Origin of the sequence: Streptomyces sp. SudanB182_2057, from assembly GCF_964272715.1 — a bacterium.
Lineage (GTDB): Bacteria > Actinomycetota > Actinomycetes > Streptomycetales > Streptomycetaceae > Streptomyces > Streptomyces rubradiris.
Genome location: NZ_OZ186798.1, coordinates 4,356,506 through 4,380,869, shown reverse-complemented (window position 1 = coordinate 4,380,869; position 24,364 = coordinate 4,356,506). Strand labels below are relative to the sequence as shown.

At 72.5% G+C, this 24,364-nt stretch carries 20 protein-coding genes and 1 tRNA gene; 13 read left to right on the top strand and 8 right to left on the bottom strand.

The features are described from left to right. Window positions 1-9: 9 nt before the first annotated feature. Complete coding sequence (locus tag ACSURM_RS19100; protein WP_436956546.1) at window positions 10-453, bottom strand: ATP-binding protein; 444 nt, start codon at window positions 451-453, stop codon at window positions 10-12. A gap of 206 nt (window positions 454-659) precedes the next feature. On the opposite strand from ACSURM_RS19100, the gene ACSURM_RS19095 reads away from it, so the two are divergent. From ACSURM_RS19095 to ACSURM_RS19055, 9 genes are all read left to right on the top strand, one after another. Beyond that, window positions 660-1,508 carry a hypothetical protein gene (locus tag ACSURM_RS19095; RefSeq protein ID WP_436956544.1) on the top strand — a complete coding sequence of 283 codons (849 nt, stop codon included), beginning with the start codon at window positions 660-662 and terminating at the stop codon, window positions 1,506-1,508. Between the two features lie 171 nt (window positions 1,509-1,679). Beyond that, window positions 1,680-2,405, top strand: coding sequence for a YcnI family copper-binding membrane protein (locus tag ACSURM_RS19090; protein ID WP_436956543.1), 726 nt, complete (start codon window positions 1,680-1,682; stop codon window positions 2,403-2,405). A 104-nt stretch (window positions 2,406-2,509) separates the two neighbouring features. Then, complete coding sequence (locus ACSURM_RS19085) at window positions 2,510-3,163, top strand: SCO family protein (protein ID WP_436956541.1); 654 nt, start codon at window positions 2,510-2,512, stop codon at window positions 3,161-3,163. After that, entirely contained in the window at window positions 3,160-3,627 is a 468-nt protein-coding gene (locus tag ACSURM_RS19080) for a copper chaperone PCu(A)C (protein WP_436956539.1), read from the top strand. Before ACSURM_RS19085 ends, ACSURM_RS19080 begins: the two co-directional genes overlap by 4 nt. A gap of 13 nt (window positions 3,628-3,640) precedes the next feature. Continuing rightward, complete coding sequence (locus ACSURM_RS19075) at window positions 3,641-5,617, top strand: copper resistance CopC/CopD family protein (RefSeq protein ID WP_436956537.1); 1,977 nt, start codon at window positions 3,641-3,643, stop codon at window positions 5,615-5,617. Window positions 5,618-5,625: 8 nt separating this feature from the next. Further along, window positions 5,626-6,906, top strand: a complete 1,281-nt coding sequence (gene efeB, locus ACSURM_RS19070) for an iron uptake transporter deferrochelatase/peroxidase subunit (RefSeq protein WP_436956536.1) — start codon at window positions 5,626-5,628, stop codon at window positions 6,904-6,906. A gap of 243 nt (window positions 6,907-7,149) precedes the next feature. Next, window positions 7,150-8,082: a prephenate dehydratase gene (pheA, locus tag ACSURM_RS19065; protein WP_289966065.1), complete on the top strand. Its 933-nt coding sequence runs from the start codon at window positions 7,150-7,152 to the stop codon at window positions 8,080-8,082. A gap of 552 nt (window positions 8,083-8,634) precedes the next feature. Further along, the gene (gene serS / locus ACSURM_RS19060; RefSeq protein WP_359041295.1) at window positions 8,635-9,912 is read left to right on the top strand and encodes a serine--tRNA ligase; all 1,278 of its coding nucleotides are present in this window, start codon (window positions 8,635-8,637) and stop codon (window positions 9,910-9,912) included. After that, entirely contained in the window at window positions 9,909-10,706 is a 798-nt protein-coding gene (locus ACSURM_RS19055; protein WP_436956533.1) for an HAD family hydrolase, read from the top strand. Before serS ends, ACSURM_RS19055 begins: the two co-directional genes overlap by 4 nt. Window positions 10,707-10,847: 141 nt before the next feature. Here the strand turns inward: ACSURM_RS19055 and ACSURM_RS19050 are convergent. The 5 genes from ACSURM_RS19050 to ACSURM_RS19030 form a co-directional block, all read right to left on the bottom strand. After that, window positions 10,848-10,935: transfer RNA gene (locus ACSURM_RS19050), tRNA-Ser, on the bottom strand. Window positions 10,936-11,224: 289 nt separating this feature from the next. Further along, the gene (locus ACSURM_RS19045) at window positions 11,225-11,944 is read right to left on the bottom strand and encodes an ABC transporter permease (protein WP_189994839.1); all 720 of its coding nucleotides are present in this window, start codon (window positions 11,942-11,944) and stop codon (window positions 11,225-11,227) included. A gap of 10 nt (window positions 11,945-11,954) precedes the next feature. Continuing rightward, window positions 11,955-12,866: an ABC transporter ATP-binding protein gene (locus tag ACSURM_RS19040; RefSeq protein ID WP_359041293.1), complete on the bottom strand. Its 912-nt coding sequence runs from the start codon at window positions 12,864-12,866 to the stop codon at window positions 11,955-11,957. After that, on the bottom strand, window positions 12,863-13,771 hold the full coding sequence (locus ACSURM_RS19035; RefSeq protein ID WP_436956531.1) for an ABC transporter permease: 909 nt from the start codon (window positions 13,769-13,771) through the stop codon (window positions 12,863-12,865). Before ACSURM_RS19035 ends, ACSURM_RS19040 begins: the two co-directional genes overlap by 4 nt. Continuing rightward, window positions 13,761-14,726 carry an ABC transporter ATP-binding protein gene (locus ACSURM_RS19030; protein ID WP_436961138.1) on the bottom strand — a complete coding sequence of 322 codons (966 nt, stop codon included), beginning with the start codon at window positions 14,724-14,726 and terminating at the stop codon, window positions 13,761-13,763. The genes ACSURM_RS19035 and ACSURM_RS19030 overlap by 11 nt, the downstream gene beginning before the upstream one ends. A 239-nt stretch (window positions 14,727-14,965) precedes the next feature. Here ACSURM_RS19030 and ACSURM_RS19025 point away from each other — a divergent pair, with 239 nt between their 5' ends. The 4 genes from ACSURM_RS19025 (at window position 14,966) to ACSURM_RS19010 (ending at window position 19,643) form a co-directional block, all read left to right on the top strand. Then, window positions 14,966-15,808, top strand: coding sequence for a M24 family metallopeptidase (locus ACSURM_RS19025; RefSeq protein ID WP_359041291.1), 843 nt, complete (start codon window positions 14,966-14,968; stop codon window positions 15,806-15,808). Beyond that, complete coding sequence (locus ACSURM_RS19020) at window positions 15,805-17,559, top strand: SDR family oxidoreductase (protein WP_436956529.1); 1,755 nt, start codon at window positions 15,805-15,807, stop codon at window positions 17,557-17,559. Before ACSURM_RS19025 ends, ACSURM_RS19020 begins: the two co-directional genes overlap by 4 nt. 210 nt (window positions 17,560-17,769) lie before the next feature. Next, window positions 17,770-18,672 (top strand): LLM class flavin-dependent oxidoreductase, encoded by a 903-nt coding sequence (locus tag ACSURM_RS19015; RefSeq protein ID WP_436956527.1) that lies wholly within the window; start codon window positions 17,770-17,772, stop codon window positions 18,670-18,672. Between the two features lie 101 nt (window positions 18,673-18,773). Further along, entirely contained in the window at window positions 18,774-19,643 is an 870-nt protein-coding gene (locus tag ACSURM_RS19010; RefSeq protein WP_436956526.1) for an HAD-IIB family hydrolase, read from the top strand. Window positions 19,644-19,766: 123 nt separating this feature from the next. Here ACSURM_RS19010 and cydD read toward each other — a convergent pair whose 3' ends face one another. Beyond that, the gene (gene cydD, locus ACSURM_RS19005; protein ID WP_436956524.1) at window positions 19,767-23,285 is read right to left on the bottom strand and encodes a thiol reductant ABC exporter subunit CydD; all 3,519 of its coding nucleotides are present in this window, start codon (window positions 23,283-23,285) and stop codon (window positions 19,767-19,769) included. 59 nt (window positions 23,286-23,344) lie between these two features. Then, window positions 23,345-24,352, bottom strand: coding sequence for a cytochrome d ubiquinol oxidase subunit II (gene cydB / locus ACSURM_RS19000; protein WP_436956522.1), 1,008 nt, complete (start codon window positions 24,350-24,352; stop codon window positions 23,345-23,347). Window positions 24,353-24,364 lie beyond the last annotated feature (12 nt).

Sequence of the window (24,364 nt, the reverse complement as noted above, 5' to 3'; positions counted from 1 at the left end):
CCCTCGCGCTCACGCGGTGAGCAGCGAGGGGTCCTTCGTCCATTTGAGGATCTTGTCGAAGCTGACCACCGTCCCGCCCAGACCGGGCTTCGCCCCGATGTGGACGTGGTCGGTCAGCTCCTGGATCAGGCACAGGCCGCGCCCGTGCTCGGCGTCCGCACGGGCCGGCCGGAAGTCCTGGGCGCGGGGCAGACCGGGCCCGGAATCGGCCACCTCGATACGGCACTTCTCCCCGTCGAGGTACGCCGTCACCCGGTAGGCCTGCGCGTCACCGGGCGCGGCGTCCCCGCCGTGCTCGACCGCGTTCGCGCAGGCCTCGGTGAGGGCCAGCGACAGGTCGTAGGAGATGTCCGGGTCGACGCCCGCCGTCTCCATCGTGCCGATCAGCAGCCGTCGCGCGAGCGGCACGCTCGCGGCCTCGCGCCGCAGATGGAGTGACCACCAGATGCTCATGCTCCAGCCTCCTGGCCGCGGCTCGACATACCGTTACGTATTGCCACGCCCGGGCGACCATAAGCACTCCGTCGGGGCGACCGGGCCCATATGGCCGATGCGCCGGGGCCGGAATCGGTGTATGGGCGGGTCGAACCGGTGATCGCGGACGGCTCGGCCGACCTGCCGTAGGCAGTGGGCGAGGGCAGTGGGATGATGAGCCCGCCATGACTGCCCCCCACCCGCGCACGGCGCGTCCCGGAGCCGGGCTCCGGATCCTGCGGGCCGCGGTGTTCGCCGCGGCCTGCGTCGCGCTGGCCGCGGGCGGGCACACCCTGGCCTCCTGCGCGGGCGTGCCGCTGTGGACGCTCGGCGCGGGCTTCCTCGGCTGTCTGCTGCTCGTGGCCCCGCTCGCCGGGCGGGCCCGCTCGCTGCCGGGCATCGCCGCGCTGCTCGTCCTCGGCCAGACCGTGCTGCACACGCTCTTCGGGCTGGGCCAGCACGGGGCGATGGCCGCGCCGGCGGCCGCGATGACCGCCGGGTCCACCGGCTCGGCACTGAGCGACCGCGCGCTGGTGGAACAGGCCACCCGGCTCCTGTGCGGGTCGACCCCGTCGTCCCTCACCCCCGGGCACGCCTACCGGCTGCTGCTCGACGCCCGGCTGATCGACCGTTCGGGCCGGCCGGCCCCGGCCCTGGGCACCCTGGAGCACGCCCACGACGCCACGGGCGCCTCCGCCGGTCTGCTCCCCTCGCTGCCGATGCTGCTCGGCCATGTGCTCGCGGCCATGGCCGCGGGCTGGCTGCTGCGCCGCGGCGACCTGGCCGTGCTCCGGCTGATCGCACTGTCGGCGCACGGCGCGTACGGAGTCGCGGAGACCGCGCTCATACGGTCCCTGCGCGCCGCGCTCGCGCTGGTGCGCGCCCTGTGCGCCGGACTGCTGCCCGACGCCGGTCCCGGCCCGCGCGGCCACCGCCCCGAGCGGGACGACACCCCGGCCCCGCACACCGCCGTACTCCAGCACACGGTGATCCGGCGCGGCCCGCCCGCCGCCGCCTTCCTCCTCGCCGCCTGACACGACGCGACGACCACCACGACCGGATCCGAGAGAGCCGGGCGGGAGGCGCCGCCGTCGTGCGGCACGCGCGCGTGCGCACACCGGTACCGTCCGCCCCGAGCGGCACGGCCCGCGCACGCGTACTCCCGATCACCCACGCATCTCACCCGGAGTGGAGTACTTCCTGCCATGAAGGCTTCTCGTATCGCCGCCGCAGCCGTCGCCGCCGGCTCGGCCGTCCTCGCCCTGTCCGTCCCCGCGTTCGCGCACGTCACCGTGCAGCCGGAGGGCACCGCGGCCAAGGGCGGCTACGCGGTCGTGAACGTCAAGGTCCCGAACGAGCGCGACGACGCCTCGACCACCAAGATCGAGCTCAGCCTGCCGGCCGACCACCCGATCGCCTCGGTCATGCCGCAGCCGGTGCCCGGCTGGAAGGCCACCGTCACCAAGGCCAAGCTGGACAAGCCGCTGACCATGCACGGCGAGAAGATCGACGAGGCCGTCAGCAAGGTCACCTGGACCGCCGACGGCAAGGGCATCGAGCCCGGCTTCTTCCAGAAGTTCCCGCTCTCCCTGGGCGCCCTGCCCGAGAACACCGACCAGCTGGTGTTCAAGGCCCTCCAGACCTACTCCAACAAGGAAGTGGTGCGCTGGATCGAGGTCCCGCAGGAGGGCCAGGACGAGCCGGAGAGCCCCGCCCCGGTGCTGAAGCTGGCCGCCGCCGAGGACGAGCACGGCTCGGCGAGCGCCTCGAACGCCACCGACAAGACCGGCAAGACCGAGAAGACGGCCGCCGCGGACTCCGGTGACGGCACCGACACCACCGCGCGCGTGCTCGGCGTGGCCGGCATCGTCATCGGCATCGCGGGCGTGGCCTACGGCATCTTCGCCGGCCGCCGCCGCACCGCCGCCTGATCCTCGTTCCACAGCGCGTACCCGGGTGTCGCGCGGGGCCGTCCCCGTACGGCTCCGCGCGACCCCGGTGCGCGCCGGAGTTCACACATCTGGGACATTTTCCTATGCGCAAGAAGACGTTCGCCGCGGCGGCGCTGCTCGCCGCCGCCACCCTGACCCTCTCCGCCTGCGGCAGCGGGAAGGACGACGACGCACCGATCGCCGTGGTCTCGGGCGGCACCCAGTCGAACAAGCCCGCCACCGTCCTCGACCAGCCGTTCGCCAAGCCGGCCCTGGTCCTCACCGACACCCACGGCAAGAAGTACGACCTCCGCGAGGAGACCAAAGGCCACCCGACCCTCGTCTACTTCGGCTACACCCACTGCCCGGACATCTGCCCGGCCACGATGAGCAACATCGCCGTCGCCAAGAAGGCGCTGCCCAAGGCCGAGCAGGACGCCCTGCAGGTCGTGTTCGTCACCACCGACCCCGACCGCGACACCCCCGCCGAGATGGGCAAGTGGCTCAAGGGCATCGACCCCGCGTTCGTCGGTCTGACCGGCGACTTCGCCAAGGTGCAGGCCGCCGCCCGGTCCCTCGGCATCGCCGTGGAGCCGACGAAGAAGGACAAGAACGGCAAGCTCGTCTCCATGCACGGCACCCAGGTCGTCGCCTTCTCCCCGAAGACCGACGCCGGTTACGTCCTCTACGGCGAGAACGCCTCGGCCGACGACTACACCAGGGACCTGCCCAAGCTCGTCAAGGGAGCCAACCCGTGAGCCGCCGGGCCGTCCTGACCGCGGGCGCGCTCGCCGCCGCGCTGGCCCTCACCGGCTGCTCCGCCTCCGCGGCGGACTCGGACTCCAAGGCCGCGAAGTTGTCCGTCAGCTCCCCCTACATGCCCCAGCCCGTCTCCGCCGACATGGCCGCCGGGTTCCTGACGATCACCAACGAGGGCGGGTCCGACGACGAGCTGACCTCGGTCAGCAGCGAGGTCGCCGGGCAGGTCACCATGCACAGCACCACCGGCGGGGCCATGGCGGAGGAGTCCTCGTTCCGCATACCGGCGCACGGCCGGCTGGTGTTCCGCAGCGGGGGCAACCACCTGATGTTCGAGCAGTTGAAGCGTGCGCCGAAGCAGGGCCAGACGGTCAGCGTGAAGCTCACCTTCGCCAAGTCCGGACCGCTCACCGTCGAGATGCCGGTGAAGTCCGCGACCTACAACCCGTCGACCGGCCACTGAGGGAGGGACCACCGTGAACCGGACCACCGCCCCCCGTCCGCGGACCCTGCTGCTGCTCCTGCTCGCCGTCACCGGCGCGCTGCTGGCGGGCGCCTCGCCCGCCTCCGCCCACGCGGCGCTGACCGGCAGCGACCCCGGGCAGGGGGTGGTGGCCGGCACGGCACCCACCCAGGTGTCGCTCACCTTCTCCGAGAAGGTGGCCATGGGCGACGACTCCGTGCGCGTCCTCGACCCCCAGGGCAAGCCGGTGCAGACGGGCAGCCCCGCCAACGTGAGCGGGACGACGTACGCCGTGAAGCTCAAGAGCGGCCTGGCCAAGGGCACCTACACCGTCACCTACCAAGTCGTCTCCGCGGACAGCCACCCCGTCGCCGGCGCCTACACCTTCTCCGTCGGCGCGCCCTCGCGCACCGTCGTGACCGGCACCGCCCCGGCCGCGGGCGGCGGGGCCGTGGGCGGGCTCTACGCCTTCGGCCGGTACGTGTCGTACGCCGGTTTCATCGTGCTCGCCGGCGGCGCGGCCTTCGTGCTCGCCTGCTGGCAGCGCGGCGCGGGGGTACGGGCCGTGCAGCGGCTCGTCGTCGGCGGCTGGATCGCGCTGACCGCGGCCACCCTGTGGCTGCTGCTCCTGCGCGGCTCGTACACCAGCACCGGAAAGTTCGCCGACATCTTCGACCTCGGCCTGCTCGGCCAGGTGCTCCAGACCAAGACCGGGGCCGCGCTGGTCGCCCGGCTGCTGCTGCTCGCCGCCGCCGCACTGTTCGTCGCCGTCCTCTTCGGCACCTACACCCGGCGCGAGGACGCCACCGAGAAGCGCGACCTGACCTTCGGGCTCGCGGTCGGCGGAGTCGTCGTCGCGGCCGGGCTCGCCACCAGCTGGGCCATGGCCGAGCACGCGTCCACCGGACTCCAGCCGGGCCTCGCCATGCCGGTGGACGTCGTGCATCTGCTGGCCGTCGCCGCCTGGCTGGGCGGGCTCACCGCCCTGCTGACCGCGCTGTACCGGGCGCCCGCCGAGCACCCGGTCGAGGCCGCCGCCGTCCGGCGCTTCTCCCGGCTGGCCTTCGGCTCGGTCCTCGCGCTCGTCGTCACCGGCGTCTACCAGTCCTGGCGACAGCTCGGCTCCTGGTCGGCGTTCACCGAGACCCGCTACGGGCAGCTGCTGCTGGCCAAGATCGCCCTGGTGGCGGTGCTGGTCGGCATCGCGGGCCTGTCCCGCCGGTGGACGGGACGGCTCACCGACCGGAGCGCGGACGCGGAGCGGGCGCGCACGGACCGGGTCCCGGCCGCCACGACGACCGGTGGCGGCGCGGAGGGGACGATCGGCGACTCCACCGGTGACGGCCGTACGGAGGGGAACGCCGGTGGCGGTGGCGTGGAGGGGAAGGCCGGCGAACCCGGTGACGCCCGGCGGGCCGCCCAGCTCGCCCGGCAGCGCGCGGCCGTCGACACCGCCCGGCGGAAGCGGCTGCGCGACGCCGACGAGAACCGCTTCGGACTGCGCCGCTCGGTGCTCGCCGAGGCCGGTGTCGCCCTGGTGCTGCTCGCCGTCACCACCGCGCTGACCCAGACCGAGCCGGGCCGCACCGAGCAGGAGGCCAAGGCGGCCACCTCGTCCTCGGCCGGCTCCGGCACCTCGGCGGCCTCCGGCGCGCTCACTCTGGACATGCCGTTCGACACCGGCGGCACCGACGGCAAGGGCGTCGTCCGCGTCGACCTGGACCCCGCGCGGGTGGGCGGCAACACGATGCACGTCTACGTCCAGCGGCCCAACGGCCGGGCCTTCGACGTCCCGGAGGTGAAGGTCTCCTTCACCCTGGAGGCGCAGAAGATCGGGCCGCTTCCCGTGAACCCGGACCACATCACCACCGGCCACTGGTCGGCGAACGGGGTCCAGCTCCCCGTGGCCGGCGACTGGAAGATCGCCGTCACGGTCCGCACCTCCGACATCGACCAGGCCACCGTCTCCAAGAACGCGCAGATCGGCTGAACCGCACCATGCCCGACCAGTCCCTCTCCCAGGTCCGCACCCCCGACGCCCCGGCGGCGGAGCCCGGGGCCCGCCCGAGCGGCATCTCCCGGCGCGCCCTGCTCGGCACCGCCGGCGCCACCGGGCTCGTGCTCGGCGCGGCCGGCGGGGCCGTGGGCTATGCCGCCGCGCCCGCTGGGGCCACCCCGCTGACCGCGCTCGGTGCCGGCCGGGCGATGTTTCACGGGAAACATCAGCCCGGCATCACCGAGGGCCTCCAGGCGCGCGGCCATCTCGTCGCGTTCGACCTGGTGGCGGGTGCGGGCCGCAGGGAGGCGGCGGCCCTGCTGCGCCGCTGGTCGGCCACGGCCGAGCGGCTGATGGCGGGCGAGCCCGCCCCGCACGACGACACCGACGTGGCCCGGGACGCGGGGCCGTCCTCGCTGACCGTCACCTTCGGCTTCGGGCACAGTTTCTTCGGCCGGACCGGGCTCGAGAAGCAGCGGCCGGCCGCGCTGGACCCGCTGCCGGACTTCTCCTCCGACCGGCTCGACAAGGCCCGCAGCGACGGCGACCTGTGGGTGCAGATCGGGGCGGACGACGCCCTGGTGGCCTTCCACGCGCTGCGCGCGATCCAGAAGGATGCGGGGGCGGCCGCCCGGGTGCGCTGGCAGATGAACGGCTTCAACCGCTCCCCGGGGGCCACCGCGCACCCCATGACGGCCCGCAACCTCATGGGCCAGCTCGACGGCACCGGCAATCCGAAGCCGTCGGACGCCGACTTCGACAAGCGGGTCTTCGTGCCCGCGTCGGGCGAGCCGGCGTGGATGGCGAACGGCTCCTACGCCGTCGTCCGCCGCATCCGCATGCTCCTGGACGACTGGGAGAAGCTGTCGGCCACGGCCCAGGAACAGGTCATCGGGCGCCGCAAGGCCGACGGGGCGCCGCTGTCCGGCGGTGACGAGACGACCCCGATGGACCTGGAGAAGGCCGACGCCAAGGGCGACTACCTGGTCCCGCTCAACGCGCACGCCCGGATCACCCGGCCCGACCGCAACGGCGGTGCGGCCATGCTGCGGCGGCCCTTCTCCTACCACGACGGCATCGACGCGGACGGCACCCCGGACGCCGGTCTGCTCTTCATCTGCTGGCAGGCCGATCCGCTGCGCGGCTTCGTCCCGGTGCAGCGCAAGCTCGACCGGGGCGACGCGCTGTCGCAGTTCATCCGGCACGAGGCGAGCGGGCTGTTCGCGGTGCCGGGCGGGGCGGCGAAGGGCGAGTACGTGGGTCAGCGGCTGCTGGAGGGATGAGCGCGGCCGCCGGAGGACGACTACGGCCGCCGGAGTGGGTCCCCGGCCGCCGGAGGACGACCACGGTCGCCGGAGCACGACCGCGGCTGCCGGAGCACGACCGCGGCTTCTGGAAGGACGGCTGTGGCCGCTCAAGGGCGAATCGGGGCCGCTTGGGGGACGAACCGGGTTCAAACCACCCGGCCGAGTGGTATTCCCGAGACACTCGCGACGGGTCCCTCCGCGGCCATTAGGGTGAGGACCATGCCAGCGAGCTATGCCTATCTCGGCCCGGAGGGCACCTTCACGGAGGTCGCCCTGCGCACGCTTCCGGAGACGGCCACCCGGGAGCTGATCCCGTACGTGTCGGTGCAGTCGGCGCTGGACGCGGTCCGGGCCGGCGAGGCCGAGGCCGCGTTCGTGCCGATCGAGAACTCCGTCGAGGGCGGCATCACCACCACCCTGGACGAGCTGGTCGCGGGCGAACCGCTGATGATCTACCGCGAAGTGCTGCTGTCGATCACCTTCGCGCTGCTGGTCCGGCCCGGCACGAAGCTCGCGGACATCAAGACGGTCTCCGCCCACCCGGCGGCCCAGCCGCAGGTGCGCAACTGGATGCGCGCCCACCTGCCGGACGCGGTCTGGGAGTCGGCCGCCTCGAACGCGGACGCCGCCCGCCTGGTCCAGGAGGGCCGCTACGACGCGGCTTTCGCGGGCGAGTTCGCCGCCGCCCGGTACGGCCTGGAGGCGCTGGAGACCGGCATCCACGACGCGGAGAACGCGCAGACCCGGTTCGTCCTGGTCGGCCGCCCGGCCCGGCCCGCCGCGCCCACCGGTGCCGACAAGACCTCGGTGGTGCTGTGGCAGCGGGACGACCACCCCGGCGCGCTGCGCGACCTGCTCGGCGAGTTCGCCTCGCGCGGCATCAACCTGATGCTGCTCCAGTCCCGGCCGACCGGCGCGGGCATCGGCAACTACTGCTTCTGCATCGACGCCGAGGGCCACATCGCCGACCGGAGGGTGGCGGAGGCGCTGATGGGGCTGCGGCGGATCTGCCCCCAGGTGCGTTTCCTGGGTTCCTATCCGCGGGCGAACATGACACCGGGCGAGGCCCGGCCGACCCTGCCGGGGACGTCGGACGAGGAGTTCATGGCGGCGGCGGACTGGGTGGCGCGCTGCCAGGACGGCCGCTTCTGACCGGTCATACGGCCTGACGAACGTTATCCACAGAAGTTATCCACAGGTGCCCTTCTCGACCTGGGGACAAGTCGACAGGGGGCGGGTACAGGGTCGACAAATCGGCCTACGGCGACCGCCCGAGGCCACCGCTCCCCGACCCGCCCTTCGTCCACTCGTTTCCGTTGGTTCATCTTTCAGGGCGACCGTTTTCCACCCGAAAGTGGGCGTCGACGACGTTTGACCCGGGAATTCTTCGGCCTGCCGTGACTTTCCGCAGTGATCAATTCCGGAGTCCACAGATCTTCCACACAGCCTGTGGATAACTCTTGGGAGGGTGTGGATCTCTGTGGACAACCGGCTCGCCAAATCCCGTTCTCCACAAGGGATTCGGGTCAACCGGACACCCAAAGTCTGCTCCGTCCCAGGGAGTGAGACACTTTCGCCTTGACCTGCGGCGCATCGAAGGGAACACCTCCGGCAATTACCGCATAACGGAACGTAGGCCGCGAATGCGAACTCACCGTAATAGTGATTCGTGAGCCGAGACCCGGCACCGGTAGCCTTGGCCTCGTGATTGACCTTCGCCTGCTTCGTGAGGACCCCGACCGTGTGCGCGCGTCCCAGCGCGCCCGTGGAGAGGACGTCGCGCTCGTCGACTCCCTCCTGTCTGCCGACGAGCGGCGCAGGTCCTCCGGCGTCCGCTTCGACGAGCTGCGCGCCGAGCAGAAGCAGCTCGGCAAGCTGATCCCCAAGGCCGCCGGCGAGGAGAAGGCCGAACTCCTCAAGCGCGCCGAGCAGCTGAAGGCCGACGTCAAGGCCGCCGACGCCGAGCGCGACGCGGCCGACGCCGAGACCCATGAGCTGCTGCTCCGGCTCGGCAACCTCGTCCACCCCGACGTGCCCGTCGGCGGCGAGGAGGACTTCGTCACGCTGGAGACGCACGGCACGATCCGCGACTTCGCCACCGAGGGCTTCGAGCCCAGGGACCACCTGGAGCTGGGCCAGCTGCTCGGCGCGATCGACGTCGAGCGCGGCGCCAAGGTCTCCGGCTCCCGCTTCTACTTCCTCACCGGCGTCGGCGCCCTGCTGGAGCTGGCCCTGGTGAACGCGGCGATCGCGCAGGCGACCGCGGCCGGCTTCACCCCGATGCTGACCCCGGCGCTGGTGCGCCCGCAGTCCATGGCCGGCACCGGCTTCCTCGGCCAGGCCGCCCAGGACGTCTACCACCTCGACAAGGACGACCTGTACCTGGTCGGCACCTCCGAGGTCCCGCTGGCGGCCTACCACATGGACGAGATCATCGACGCCGACCGGCTGCCGCTGCGCTACGCGGGCTTCTCCCCGTGCTTCCGCCGCGAGGCCGGCTCGCACGGCAAGGACACCCGGGGCATCTTCCGCGTGCACCAGTTCGACAAGGTCGAGATGTTCTCGTACGTCGCCCCCGAGGACTCCCAGGCCGAGCACCAGCGCCTGCTGGAGTGGGAGAAGCAGTGGCTGACCTCGCTGGAGCTGCCGTTCCGCGTCATCGACGTCGCCTCCGCCGACCTCGGCTCCTCGGCCGCCCGCAAGTTCGACTGTGAGGCGTGGATCCCGACCCAGGGCAAGTACCGCGAGCTGACCTCGACCTCGGACTGCACCGAGTTCCAGTCCCGCCGGCTGTCCATCCGGGTCCGCGACGGCAAGCAGGTCAAGCCGCTGGCCACGCTCAACGGCACGCTGTGCGCCGTCCCGCGCACCATCGTGGCGATCCTGGAGAACCACCAGCAGGCCGACGGCTCCGTCCGCGTCCCCGAGGTGCTGCGCCCGTACCTGGGCGGCCGCGAGGTCCTGGAGCCGGTGTCCCGGTGAGCTTCCCGTACGGGCTCATCGCCACCGACCTCGACGGAACGCTGCTGCGCTCCGACGAGTCGATCTCGCAGCGCACCCGTGACGCGCTCGCCGCGGCCACCGCGGCGGGCGCGGCCCACATCGTCGTCACCGGCCGCGCGGTCCCCTGGACCCGGCACGTCCTGGACGACCTCGGCTACGACGGTCTCGCCGTCTGCGGCCAGGGCGCCCAGGTGTACGACGCCGGCGCGCACCGCCTGCTGACCTCGGTCACCCTGGACCGGCAGCTGGCGGGCGTGGCCCTGGCCAAGATCGAGGCCGAGGTGGGGCCGCTGTACCTGGCGGCCAGCCGGGACGGCCTGGACGGCGAAGTGCTGGTCGGCCCGGGTTACGCGATCACGGGACAACTGCCCGGCACCCCGCTCACGGACGCCTCCGACCTGTGGGCGGCGCCGCTGAACAAGATCTACATACAGCATCCGACGCTGGCCGACGACGAGCTGGTGGAGGCGGCCCGGCAGGCGGCCGGCGGCTTCGTCACGGTGGTCATGGCGGGCGCGGGCATCGTGGAGCTGCTCCCGCTCGGCCTGTCCAAGGCCACGGGGCTGTCGCTGGCGGCCCGCCGCCTGGGCCTGAAGGCGGCCGACACGATCGCCTTCGGCGACATGCCCAACGACATCCCGATGTTCGCCTGGGCGTCCCGGGGCGTGGCCATGGCCAACGCCCACGCGGAGCTGAAGGCGGTGGCCGACGAGATCACGGCCTCCCACGAGGAGGACGGCATCGCGGTGGTCCTGGAACGCCTGCTGGCGTAGCCCGCCGGGCAGCGGCGCGCCGAAGGGGCGCGGACCGTGCCCGGCATGCGGCTTCGCCGCGTGGGCGCGCTCGGCCGCACCCCACCCGCATCGGGCAACGAACCCCGGCCGGGGCGGCTAAGCCCCAGTGGCGATGTCTCGCGGAGGATGCACGGATCGAACGTGCGCGGGCTTTTCCAACCCGACCACGGCTCAGCAAGCCGGTGCCTTGCCACTCGGCCAATCCTCCGGGTGGGCGGCCTCACGCGAGCGTGGCGCTCGCGTGCTCGAAGCGGCCGCCCCGGGCGGTTCCCTGGCTCTACGGAGAGATGGCGAACTACTCCGGAGCCGGCCTCGGGCCGCCCTGACGGGAGCCGGGCGTACTGCCGTGCATGGACATCGCCCACCTCCACTCCCGGTTCATGTCGCCGGGACGGTCCCGGCGGACGGTGCACGACCACTGTGCCCCGCCGCCGAAACGGGCGCCACCGAATAAAAGGCGCGCGGAGAAAGGCCGTACGGAGGCGGCTCCGGCTTGCTCACTCCTCACCGGCGAGCGTCAGCGACCGCAGCTTCTGGCCGGCGTACCAGGTGGCCAGGACAGTGACCGCCACCAGCAGCACGGTGGCCGTCGGCAGGCCCACGTCGGAGGTCACCAGCGGCCCGTCGGCGATCTTGTGGGCGACGGCCAGCGACCACTGCTGGACGCTCAGGGTGCGCGCGCCCGGCACCAGGGAACCGAACAGCGCCTCCCAGACCAGGGCGTAGACGAGCCCGAACACCACCGCGTGCCGGGAGACCGTGCCCAGCAGCAGGAACAGCGCCGAGTAGGCGATGGAGGAGACCAGCGCGGCGACCGTGTAGGCGACGGCGACCTGCTGGCCGTTACCGTTCAGGATCAGCCCCGCGATCAGCGTCGGCACGGCCGAGAAGACCATGGTCACGGCGATGGCGACGATGAGCTTGGTGAAGATGATCGTGGGCCGCTTCAGCGGCTTGGACAGCAGATAGACCACGGAGCCGTCGTCGATCTCGGGGCCGATCGCGCCGGTGCCCGCGATGACACCGATGATCGGCACCATCGTGGCGAGCGCGAAGCCGCCGAGGACGTCGGAGGCCGTCTGGTCGTCGGCCCCGGTCAGGGCACGCACGGCCACGGAGATCACGATCAGCAGCAGCGGCAGTGCGCCGAGGATGAGGGCCCGGCGACGGCCGAGCAGGGCCCGGTAGGTGAGCCGGGCGACAGTGGGGTCGTACATCTTCGGCCTCCTACGCCGCGACCAGGTACGAGAAGACGGACTCCAGGGACTCGTCGGACGGCGAGACCGTGAGGAGCCGGATGCCGTGGTCCCTGGCGACCTTCGGCAGCAGGGCGGTGAAGCGGCCGAAGTCGACGGCCTGGATGCGCAGCGCGCCCTCGGCGTGGTCGACCTCGATGCCGGCCGTGGAGGGATCGGCGATCAGCGCGGCCGCGAGGGCGCGGTCGTCGCTGGAGCGCACCAGGTAGCGGTGCGGGCGGTCGGTCATCAGGCGGCGGATCCGGCGGAAGTCGCCGCTGGCCGCGTGCCGTCCGGCGACGACGACCTCGATGTGCCGGGCGAGCTGCTCGACCTCTTCGAGGATGTGCGAGGAGAACAGCACCGTGCGGCCCTCGTCGCCCATCCGGCGCAGCAGGTCCATCAGCTGCATGCGCTGACGCGGGTCCATGCCGTTGAACGGCTCGTCCAGCAGGAGCAGCGACGGGTCGTGCACCAGGGCGCTGGCCATCTTCACGCGCTGCCGCATGCCCTTGGAGTACGTGGCGATCTTCCGGTCCTGCGCGTACTCCATCTCCACCGTGGCCAGGGCGCGCTGGGCGGCCTTGGCGTCGAGGCCGTGCAGCTCGGCGTTGGCGAGGACGAACTCGCGGCCGGTGAGGAAGTCGTACATCGCCTCGCGTTCGGGGACGATGCCGATGTGCCGGTAGATGGCCTCGTTGCGCCACACCGGCTGGCCGTCGAGGGTGACGGTGCCGGTGGAGGGGGCGAGGAAGCCGCCCATCATGTTGATCAGGGTGGACTTGCCGGCGCCGTTGGGACCGAGCAGTCCGGTGACACCGGGGCCGATGGTCATGGTGATGTCGTTGACGGCGACCACGTTGCCGAACCAGCGGGAGACGTGGTCGATGTTCAGGGTGGTCACAGTCCCACCTTGCGGTAGCGGCGGACGAGGATGCCGTAGCAGGCGGCGATCAGGCCGAGGACGAACAGGACGTGGACCACGCCCTGGCCGCCGGAGGGACCGCTGCCGCCCGGATAGGCGGAGCTGCCGCCGAGGAACGCGGACTGCACGCCGTCGATCAGCGTGATCGGCGAGAACAGCCCGATCCACGGCACGGCGGAGCCGCTGCCCTGGGTGTCGGCGATGGCCTGGAGGGTGGAGACCGCGCCGTAGGAGATGGTCAGTACGGCGATCACGGCGGCGATGCCGAAGCCGCGGCGCGGGGTGAAGGCGGCGATGACCAGGCCGATGCCGGCGAAGAGCAACGAGAGGAGGGCCACGGAGACCAGTCCCTGGGCGAATTCCTTGGTCTGATGGGCGAAGTCCATCTTGGACAGCAGCGCGCCCACGTACATCACCAGCAGCGGGGCGCCGGTGAGGATGAAGAGCGCGGAGGCGAGCGCCGCGAACTTGGCGCGGACGTAGTCGGCGGTCTCGATGGGCCGCGAGAAGTACAGCGGCACGGTCTTGAAGCGCAGGTCGCGGGAGACCGCCTGGGGTGCCTGCGAGGCGACGTACAGGCTGATCACGGCCTGCGTGACGATCGCGTACCGGGTGTAGGCCACCGGCAGTTCGTGTGCCTTGGTGACGACGGCGACGGCCACCATGATGGCGGCCGGCACGCACATCACCGCGAACAGCAGCATCGGCAGCACCTTGGACTTCACCGAGCGGCCGAGGCCGTAGGCGCCGCGCAGGGACTGCGAGTACAGCGAGCGGCGGGCGTAGGAACGGCCGAGGCGGGGGCCGTCGTAGCCGCGGTAGCCGATGTCGTGGATGCGGCTCTGGTCGCCGGTGGGCGTTGCCGGGTGATGCTCAACGGCCATGGCCGGCGGCCTCCTTCCGCTGTTCGTCGCTGCTGGTGAAGACCTCGGAGATGTGGTGCCGGCGCTGTTCCATGCGCACCAGGCCGAGGCCGAGGTCGGCGACCGTGTCGCGGACCAGGTCGTACGTGTCCTCTCCGGTGGCGGTCAGCAGCAGGATGTGCCCGGCGCCGGGCAGTCCGCCGGCCTCGGCGTGGGTGTCGACACCGCGCGCGTGCAGCGCCTCGCGGAGAGCGCGAGTGCCGTCGGGGTGTGCGTCGCTGTCGGTGACCTCGATCGCGAGGGTGGTCGTGGTCTGGGTGAAGTCGGTGGTGGAGCTGGAGCGCAGCAGCTTGCCGCCGTCGATGACGACGACGTGGTCACAGGTGCGTTCCAGCTCGCCCAGCAGATGCGAGGTGACCAGGACCGAAATGCCGAAGTCGCTGTGGATGCGACGGATCAGGCCGAGCATCTCGTCCCGGCCGACCGGGTCGAGTCCGTTGGTCGGCTCGTCCAGGAAGACCAGCTGCGGGTCGTGCACCAGGGCCTGGGCGAGCTTCACGCGCTGCTTCATGCCGGTCGAATAGCCGCCGATGGGGCGGTAGCGCTCCTCGTACAGCCCCACGTGGCGCAGGGTGTCGGCGGTGCGCTCGCGCGCGGCGGTGGGCGGCAGGCCGGACATGCGGGCCATGTGGACGACGAACTCGGTGGCCGAGACGTCCGGCGGCAGGCAGTCGTGCTCCGGCATGTACCCGACCCGCTCGCGGATGGCGGCGCCCTTGGCGGCGACGTCGAGGCCGAGCACCTCGGCCCGGCCCTCCGTGGCGGGGGACAGCCCCAGCAGGATCTTGATCAGGGTGGACTTGCCGGCGCCGTTGGCCCCGACGAGTCCGGTCACACCGGGTCCGATGTCCACGGACAGCCGGTCGAGCGCGGTCACCCGGGGGAACCGCTTGCTCAGGCTTTCGGTCGCGATCACAGTCACGCCTTCGACGGTAGTGATCCGGACCACGTTCGTCGTCAGACCTCAGAGCCGTTTCCTCGTCCGTCCCAGGTATTACGGGACCCTAAGGGTCACCCACCCAGGGGTGGCCCGGGCGCGGCGGACGGCCGTGGCCGACGGCCCTTGATCCCGCCTATTGACGCCGCCTCTAACAAGTGCCAGATTCGCGTGTGTCAAGTTACGGACGCGTAGCGCGCTCGACGGGACGGGGCGGCATGACGACGGCAGTGAGCAGCGAACCCTCCGTGGACCTGCGGGGATTCAAACGGGTGCAGCGCCTGGCCTACGAATGCGCGGAGGCCGTCGCGGCCCGGCTCGAACCGGGGGTGACCGAGCGCGAGGCGGCGCGGATGCAGCGGGAGTGGCTGCGCGAGCGCGGCGTGCGGGACTGGTTCCACCTCCCCTTCGCCTGGTTCGGCGACCGCACGGCCTTCGCGCGCTTCCGCATACCGCTCCAGTTCTTCCCCACCGACCGCGCCCTGGAGCCGGGGATGCCGTTCATCCTGGACCTGGCCCCGGTGTACGAGGGCTACCCGGCGGACGTCGGCTACTCCGGCTCGCTGGGCGTGAACCCGGTGCAGGACCGGCTGATGGCCGACCTGGAGGCGCACCGGGAACTGATCCTGCGCGAGGTGCGCGAACGGCGCCCGCTGCGCGAGATATACCAGGACGTGGACCGGCTGATGGTCCGCCAGGGTTACGCCAACCGGCACCGCGCCTACCCCTTCGGGGTGATCGCCCACAAGGTGGACCGGGTACGGCCGCGCCGCTGGTCACCCCATCTGTTCGGCTTCGGCACGCAGTCTTTGAAGGGCCTGGCCTCCGACGCGCTGCACGGTCACCGCGAGGGCTGGTCGCCGCTGTGGTCGCCGTACCGCTTCTCGGACCACCCGCCGCGGCCGGGCCTGTGGGCGGTCGAACCGCACCTCGGCTTCCGGGGAACGGGCGCGAAGTTCGAGGAGATCCTGGTGGTCACCGACTCCCGGGACGCCGAGGAGAGCGCGTTCTGGCTGGACGACGATCTGCCGCACGTGCGGCGCTGGGCGGAGGAGAAGTGACCTTGAAGGGTGCACGCGAGCGCCGGGTGCGTACCGGCGGGGTCGACCTGTGCGTGGCCGAGCTGGGCGACCCGGCCCAGCCGACCGTCGTGCTGGTGCACGGCTATCCGGACAGCAAGGAGGTCTGGTCGGAGGTGGCCGTACGGCTCGCCGACCGCTTCCACGTGGTGCTCTACGACGTACGGGGCCACGGCCGCTCCACCGCGCCGCAGCCCCTGCGCGGCGGCTTCACCCTCGCCAAGCTCACCGACGACTTCCTGGCCGTCGTGGACGCGGTCAGCCCGGACCGGCCGGTGCACCTCGTCGGGCACGACTGGGGCTCGGTGCAGTCCTGGGAGTTCGTCACCGTCGGCCGCACGGAGGGCCGCATCGCCTCGTTCACCTCGATCTCGGGGCCGTCCCTCGACCACTTCGGGCACTGGATCGACGCGCGGGTGAAGCGTCCGACGCCCCGGCGGGTGGGCCAGCTCATCGGCCAGGGCGCCAAGTCCTGGTACGTCTACCTGCTGCACACCCCGGCCCTGCCCGAACTGGCCTGGCGCGGCCCGCTCGGCAAGCGTTGGCCCGGGATCCTGGAGCGGGTCGAACGGGTCCCGGCCGGCGACTACCCGACCGCCTCCCTTTCCTCGGACGCGGCGCACGGCGCCTGGCTCTACCGGGACAACGTCCGCGCCCGGCTGCGCCGGCCCCGCCCGGACGCCTACGCCCACGCGCCCGTGCAGCTCATCACCCCCCAGGGGGACGTGTTCCTGTCGGAGCGGCTGTACGACGACCTGGACCGGTGGGTGCCCCGGCTGACCCGGCGCACGCTGCCCGCCGGGCACTGGGTGCCGCGCACCCGCCCCGATCAGCTGTCGGCGTGGATCGAGGAGTTCGTCGTGTCCGTGGAAGGCGGCCGGCCCGTCCCGCGGCCCACCGGCCGGCACGCCGAACGGTTCGCCGGGCAACTGGTGCTGATCACGGGCGCGGGCAGCGGCATCGGACGGGCCACGGCGTTCGCCTTCGCGGAGGCCGGCGCGCGGGTGATCGCCGTCGACCGCGACGCCGAGTCCGCGGCCCGCACCGCAGAGCTGTGCCGGCTGGTCGGCGCGCCCGAGGCGTGGGCCGAGCCGGCCGACGTCTCCGACGAGCAGGCCATGGAGAAGCTCGCCGAGAAGGTGCACCGCTCCTACGGCGTGCTGGACGTGCTGGTCAACAACGCGGGCATCGGCCTGTCGGGCTCCTTCTTCACCACGACGACCGACGACTGGCGCTCGGTGCTGGACGTGAACCTGTGGGGCGTCATCCACGGCTGCCGGCTCTTCGGGGCCCGCATGGCCGAGCGCGGCCAGGGCGGCCACATCGTCAACACGGCCTCCGCGGCGGCCTACCAGCCCTCGCGCATGCTGCCGGCCTACAGCACCTCCAAGGCGGCGGTGCTGATGCTCTCCGAGTGCCTGCGCGCGGAGCTGGCCCCGAAGGGGATCGGGGTCACGGCGGTCTGCCCGGGCATCGTCAACACCAACATCACCGCCACGGCCCGCTTCACCGGCGTCGACGCGGCCGAACAGCGCCGTCGCCAACAGCGGTCCGCCCGCCTGTACGGCCTGCGGAACTATCCGCCGGAGAAGGTGGCCGACGCGATCCTGGACGCGGTCGCCCGGGACAAGCCGGTGGCTACGGTGACCCCGGAGGCCAAGGGCACCCATCTGCTGTCCCGGTTCGCGCCGGGGCTGCTCCGGAGGATCGCGCGGGTGGAACCGAGGCTGTGAGGGCGGGGGGCGGGTACGCGCGGGCGTGACGTCCCCTCCGGTTGTCCACAGTTTCGTCAAATCACCTGTGGATAACCGCACTTCGCTGTGGATCAAACCTCCGGCCGGGAAAACCCGCGTGATCTGCGTCTCCCTGCGGCGGGTCCATGGTGCGCCCGCGCGCGACGACCGCTTCGTCCGGTGCCGACGGGCCCGCTTACGCTCGGACCCATGAGTCTGCGTCTGAGCACCGTGATCCTTCCGTACCGCCGCTGGCACGAAGGCGCCCGTTCGGCGTGGGTGCGCGCCGAGCAGCTCGGCTTCCACACGGCGTACACCTACGACCACCTGTCCTGGCGCAGCTTCCGGGACGGCCCCTGGTTCGGTGCCGTCCCGACCCTGACGGCCGCCGCCGCGGTCACCGACCGGCTGCGCCTGGGCACACTCGTCACCTCGCCGAACTTCCGCCACCCGGTGACCCTCGCCAAGGAGCTGATCTCCCTGGACGACATCTCCGGCGGCCGGATCACCCTGGGCATCGGCGCGGGCGGCACCGGTTTCGACGCGACCGCCCTCGGCCAGGAGCCCTGGAGCCCGCGTGAGCGCGCGGACCGGTTCGCCGAGTTCGTCTCCCTCCTCGACCGGCTGCTCACCGAGGACGCGGTGACCCACGAGGGGCGTTTCTACTCGGCCCAGGAGGCCCGCAACATCCCGGGCTGTGTGCAGCGGCCCCGACTGCCGTTCGCCGTGGCGGCCACCGGCCCGCGCGGTGTGAGGCTCGCCGCGCGGTACGGCCAGGCGTGGGTGACCACCGGCGACCCGAAGCTGTACGAGACCGGCACGCCGGAGCAGTCCGTCGAGGCCCTGCGCGGCCAGATCGGCAGGCTGGCCGAGGCGTGCGAGGCCGCCGGGCGGGACGTCGCCGGACTGGACAAGGTCCTGCTCACCGGCTTCACCCCGGACCGCGGCCGCCCGCTGTCGTCCCTGGACGCCTTCGTGGACTTCGCCGGCCGCCACCGCGAGCTGGGCTTCACCGAGATCGTGATCCACTGGCCCGTCCCGGACTCCGACTTCGCGGCGGACGAGAAGGTCTTCGAACGGATCGCCATGGAGGCGCTCGCCCAGCTCGACTGACCGGGGAGACGGGTGTTTCCGGCCCTTTCCGGCACGTCGCGTGTGTCTCATCCGTGCGCGGTCCCGCACGACCGTGCGGACGCCTGCGCGAGAATGGCCGGGTGACCTCAGCGACCAGACAGCCCGGGACCCCTGCCGCCGCCCTGCCGGCGCGGCTGATCGCCACCGACCTCGACGGCACTCTGCTGCGCGACGACAAGTCGGTCTCCGCGCGGACCGTCGCCGCACTGGCCGCCGCCGAGGAGGCCGGGATCGAGGTCTTCTTCGTCACCGGCCGGCCCGCCCGCTGGATGGACGTGGTCAGCGACCACGTCCACGGCCACGGCCTGGCGATCTGCGGCAACGGCGCCGCCGTGGTCGACCTGCACGGCGGCCCCGGCGCCCACCGGTTCGTGAAGGTCCGCGAGCTGGCCCGGGAGAACGCCCTGGCCGCCGTACGGCTGCTGCGCGAGGCGGCCCCCGGCACGGTGTTCGCGGTCGAGCGGACCTACGGCTTCCACCAGGAGCCGGACTATCCCAAGCTGCACTTGGAGATACCGGACACCGTACTGCCCGCCGAGGAGCTGCTCGCCCCCGACGGCCCGACCGCCGACCAGCCGGTCCTCAAGATCCTCGCCTACCACCCCTCCCTCGACCCCGACGCCTTCCTCACGCTGGCCCGCCTGACGGTCGACGGCCACGCCAACGTCACCCGCTCCAGCCCCAGCGCCCTGCTGGAACTGAGCGGCCCCGGCGTGTCCAAGGCCAGCACCCTCGCCCTGTGCTGCGCCGAGCGCGGCATCTCGCACGAGGAGGTCGTGGCCTTCGGGGACATGCCCAACGACGTCGAGATGCTGACCTGGGCCGGGCAGTCGTACGCGATGGGCAACGCCCACCCGGACGCCGTAGCCGCCGCGTCCGGCCGTACCGTCGCCAACAACGACGACGGCGTGGCGGTGGTGATCGAGCGGCTCCTCGCCGACCGCGGGTAGCGGACGGCAGCACCGCCCGCGCCGCGCCCACGAGGCCCGGCCCGCCTCAGCACGCCTCGCCGCCACCTCCCGCGATCCATGGCGGCACGCCTCAGCGGGCTCCGCGAGCCGTGGCGGCACGCCTCAACGGGCTCCCGCCAACGCCTCCGCCTCGGACTCCCGGACGGCCATCTCCCGCAGCGGGCCCTCCTCGGCCAGCAGCCTGCGGTACGGCCCGCGCTGCACCACCCGGCCCGCGTCCAGCACGATCACCTCGTCCACCGCGTCGAGCCCCGCCAGCCGGTGGGTGATCAGCAGCGTGGTACGGCCCTCGGTCGCGGCCAGCAGATCGGCGGTCAGCGCGTCCGCCGTCGCCAGGTCCAGATGCTCCGCGGGCTCGTCCAGGACCAGCACCGGGAAGCCGGCCAGCAGCGCCCGGGCCAGCGCCAGCCGCTGCTGCTGCCCGCCGGACAGCCGGGCCCCGTGCTCGCCGACCAGCGTGTCCAGACCGTCGGGCAACGTCCGGACCCAGTCCAGCAGCCGGGCCCGGGCCAGCGCTTCGCACAGCTCCGCCTCGGTCGCGTCCTTCCTGGCCAGCAGCAGGTTCTCGCGCACCGAGCTGTCGAAGAGGTGCGCATCCTGGGCGCACAGCCCGACGAGCCGCCGTACGTCGTCCCCCGCCACCGCGCACGCGTCCACCCCGGCGAGCGTGTACGAGCCCCCCTGCGGGTCCAGGAACCGCAGCAGCACCTGCGCGAGGGTCGTCTTACCGGACCCGGAGGCCCCCACCACCGCGATCCGGCGCCCCCGCTCGAGCGTCAGGTCCAGCCCGGCGAGCGCGTCCCGCCGCTGTCCCTCATACCGCGCGACCACGCCCTTGAGGACCACCGGGAACGGCGTGACGGGCGCCGGCCGGGGCTGCTCCGGCTCGCGTACGGGCTCAGCGGCGTCCAGGATCTCGTGCACCCGCTCCGCGCTGCGCCGCACCCGCTGCCGGTGCCGCACGGCGAGCGGCAGCCCCAGGACGGCCTCGAAGGCGGCCAGCGGGGTCAGCACGACCACGGCCATCGCTACGCCGCCCAGCCGGCCCGCCGCCACCGCCTGGGCGCCGAACACCGCGGTGGCCGTGACGGTCAGCCCGGAGATCAGCGCGGTGAGCCCGTCCCCGAGTCCGGTGACGGCGGCGGCGCGCGCGGCGATCCCGGTGAGGGTGCGGTCCGCTCGCCGGGCCGCGTCCGTACGGGCCGGCAGCGCGCCGGCGACGGTCAGTTCCGCGGTGCCGGTGAGCAGATCGGTCACCCGGGTGGCGAGGCTGCCGCGGGCGGGCGCCAGCCGCCGCTCGGTCCGCCGGGCCACGGCCGCGGTCAGCAGGGGCACGCCGGCGCCCGCCGCCAGCAGACCCGCCGCGAGGACGGCGCCGGCCTCGGGCAGCAGCCAGGCCGTGAAGCCGACGGAGGCGGCGGAGACGGCGACGGCGACTCCGGCGGGCAGCAGCCAGCGCAGCCAGTAGTCCTGGAAGGTGTCCACGTCCGAGACCAGCCGGGTGAGCAGATCGCCGCGCCGGGCGCCGCGCAGTCCCGCGGGGGCGAGGCGTTCCAGGCGCCGGTACACCGCCACCCGGGTGTCTGCCAGCATCCGCAGGACGGCGTCGTGCGAGACCAGCCGCTCGGCATAGCGGAAGACGGCCCGCCCGATACCGAAGGCACGGGTCGCGGTCACGGCCACCATCAGATACAGCACCGGGGGCTGTTGCGAGGCCCGCGAGATGAGCCAGCCGGAGGTCGCCATCAGCCCGACGGCACTCCCCAGCGCCAGACTGCCGAGCACCAGGGCCCCGGCCAGCCGCCCCCGGGCTCCGCCGCCCAGCGCGCGCACCCGCGCCAGCACACTGCGTCCCGTGCGGACCGGCGTCCGTTCCTCGTGCGTGCCGGTGCCCTCCGGTTCGTCCTCGGGGCCACCGAGCGGGCGGGGACGGGGGTCCAGGGGACCGAGCCCCCTGGGAGTCCGGCCGTCCACCGGGGGCCTCGCGGCATCCGAGCCGTCCAGCCGTACGACCCTGTCGGCCACCCCCAGCAACGCGGGCCGGTGCACGACCAGCAGCACGGTCCGCCCGGCGGCCAGCCTCCGTACCGCCGCCACGACCTCCCCCTCCGTCGCCCCGTCCAGTGCGGCCGTCGGCTCGTCCAGCAAGAGCACGGGCCGGTCCGCGAGAAACGCCCGGGCCAGCGCGAGCCGCTGCCGCTGCCCCGCCGACAACCCGGCCCCGTCCTCCCCGAGCACGGTGTCGACCCCGTCCGGCAGCGCCGCCACGAACTCCCACGCGCCCGCGTCCCGCAGCGCCCGCCGCACGGCATCGTCATCGGCCCCGGGCCGGGCCAGCCGCACGTTCTCCGCGATGGTCCCGGCGTATAGGTGCGGCCGCTGCGGCACCCAGGCGATCCGGGACCGCCACTCCTCCAAGTCCAGGCCGGCGAGGTCGGCGCCCCCGATCCGCACCCGCCCCCCGGTGGGCCGTACGAATCCCAGCAACACGCCCAGCAGCGTCGACTTGCCCGTCCCGCTCGGCCCGACGAGCGCCACGGTCTCACCAGGCTCCACCCGGAACGACACACCGGTCACCGCGTCCGACGAGCGCCCGGGATAGCGGACGCTGACGTCCTCGAAGGCCACGGTGCCCACGGGCACCTCGCCCGTACCCGACGCCGCAACCGGCGTCTCCAGCACGGAGAAGATCTCCTCCGCGGCGGCAAGGCCCTCCGCCGCCGCGTGGTACTGCGCCCCCACCTGCCGCAGCGGCAGATACGCCTCGGGCGCCAGCACCAGGATCACCAGTCCGATGTACAGGTCCATGTCCCCATGGACGAGGCGCATCCCGATCGTCACGGCGACCAGCGCGACGGACAGGGTGGCCAGCAGCTCCAGCGCGAAGGAGGAGAGAAAGGCGATCCGCAGGGTGCGCAGCGTGGCCTGCCGGTACTCCCCGGTGATCCGCCGGATGGACGCGGCCTGGGCCTTGGCCCGGCCGAACACCTTCAGCGTCGGCAGGCCCGCGACCACGTCCAGGAAGTGGCCGGACAGCCGGGACAGCAGTCGCCACTGGCGGTCCATCCGGGACTGGGTCGCCCAGCCGATCAGCATCATGAACAGCGGAATCAGCGGCAGGGTGCCGACGATGATCGCGGCCGACACCCAGTCCTCGGTGACGATCCGCGCCAGCACCGCCACCGGCACGACCACGGCCAGTCCCAGCTGCGGGAGATAGCGCGAGAAGTAGTCGTCCAGGGCGTCGACCCCACGTGTGGCCAGGTTGACCAGCGAGCCGGTCCGCTGCCCGCTCAGCCACCCCGGGCCGAGCGCCGCCGCCCGGTCCAGCAGCCGCCCGCGCAGCTCCGACTTCACCGCCGCACCGGCCCGGTGCGCCGCGAGTTCGGTGAGCCACGCGACCAACGACCGCCCGACCGCCACAGCCGCCAACAGCAGCAAGGGGGTGCGCAGGCCGGCGGCCGACTCACCGTGCTGGAACGCGCCGACGACGATCTCGGCGACGAGCATCGCCTGCGCGATGACCAGCCCTGCTCCCACGGCCCCCAGGCCGACGACGGCCACGAGGAAGAGACGGGTGGCGCGGGCGTACCGCAAAAGGCGTGGGTCAATTGGTTTCACGTGAAACATGCCCTTCGGTCCAGAGGGTGTGTTTCACGTGAAACACACCCTCGGCGGACTCAGTGAGCGGCGTCGGGAGCGATGTGCTGCGTGCCGATCCGCTTGCGGAACACCCAATAGGTCCAGCCCTGGTAGAGCACGACGAACGGGGTGGCGATCGCCGCCAGCCACGTCATGATCTTGAGGGTGTACGGGCTCGACGAGGCGTTGGTGACCGTCAGGCTCCAGTCCCCGTTCAGGGTGGACGGCATGACGTTCGGGAAGAGCGAGAGGAAGAACACTGCCACGACGGCCACGATGGTGACCCCGGACAGCGCGAACGCCCAGCCCTCCCGTCCGGCCTGGTTGGCCACCAGCGCGGCGACCAAGGCGGCGACGGCCACGATCACGGCGGCCAGACTCTTGCCGTCACCGCTGTCGGACTGTGTCCACAGCAGGAAGGCCAGCGCCACGAGGGTCGCCACCAGGCCGACCCACCGGGCCAGCCGCCTTGCCCGCACCCGGATGTCGCCGACGGTCTTGAGCGCGGTGAAGACCGCTCCGTGGAAGGTGAACAGCGTGAGCGTCACCAGGCCGCCGAGCAGGGCGTAGGGGTTGAGCAGATCCCAGACGTCACCGACGTACTCGAAGTGCTGGTCGATCTTCACGCCCCGCACGATGTTCCCGAAGGCCACGCCCCACAGGAACGCCGGGAGGAGCGAACACCAGAAGATCGCCGTCTCCCAGTTGCGCTGCCACTTCTCCTCGGGCCGCTTGACCCGGTACTCGAAGGCGACACCCCGGACGATCAGGCAGACCAGGATGAGCAGCAGCGGCAGGTAGAAGCCGGAGAAGAGGGTGGCGTACCACTCGGGGAAGGCGGCGAAGGTCGCGCCGCCCGCGGTGAGCAGCCACACCTCGTTGCCGTCCCAGACCGGGCCGATGGTGTTGATCAGCACCCGGCGCTCGGCTCGGTCGCGGGCCAGCAGCTTGGTGAGGACGCCGACTCCGAAGTCGAAGCCCTCCAGGAAGAAGTAGCCGGTCCACAGGACGGCGATCAGGACGAACCAGACGTCGTGAAGTTCCATGACTGTTCCCCC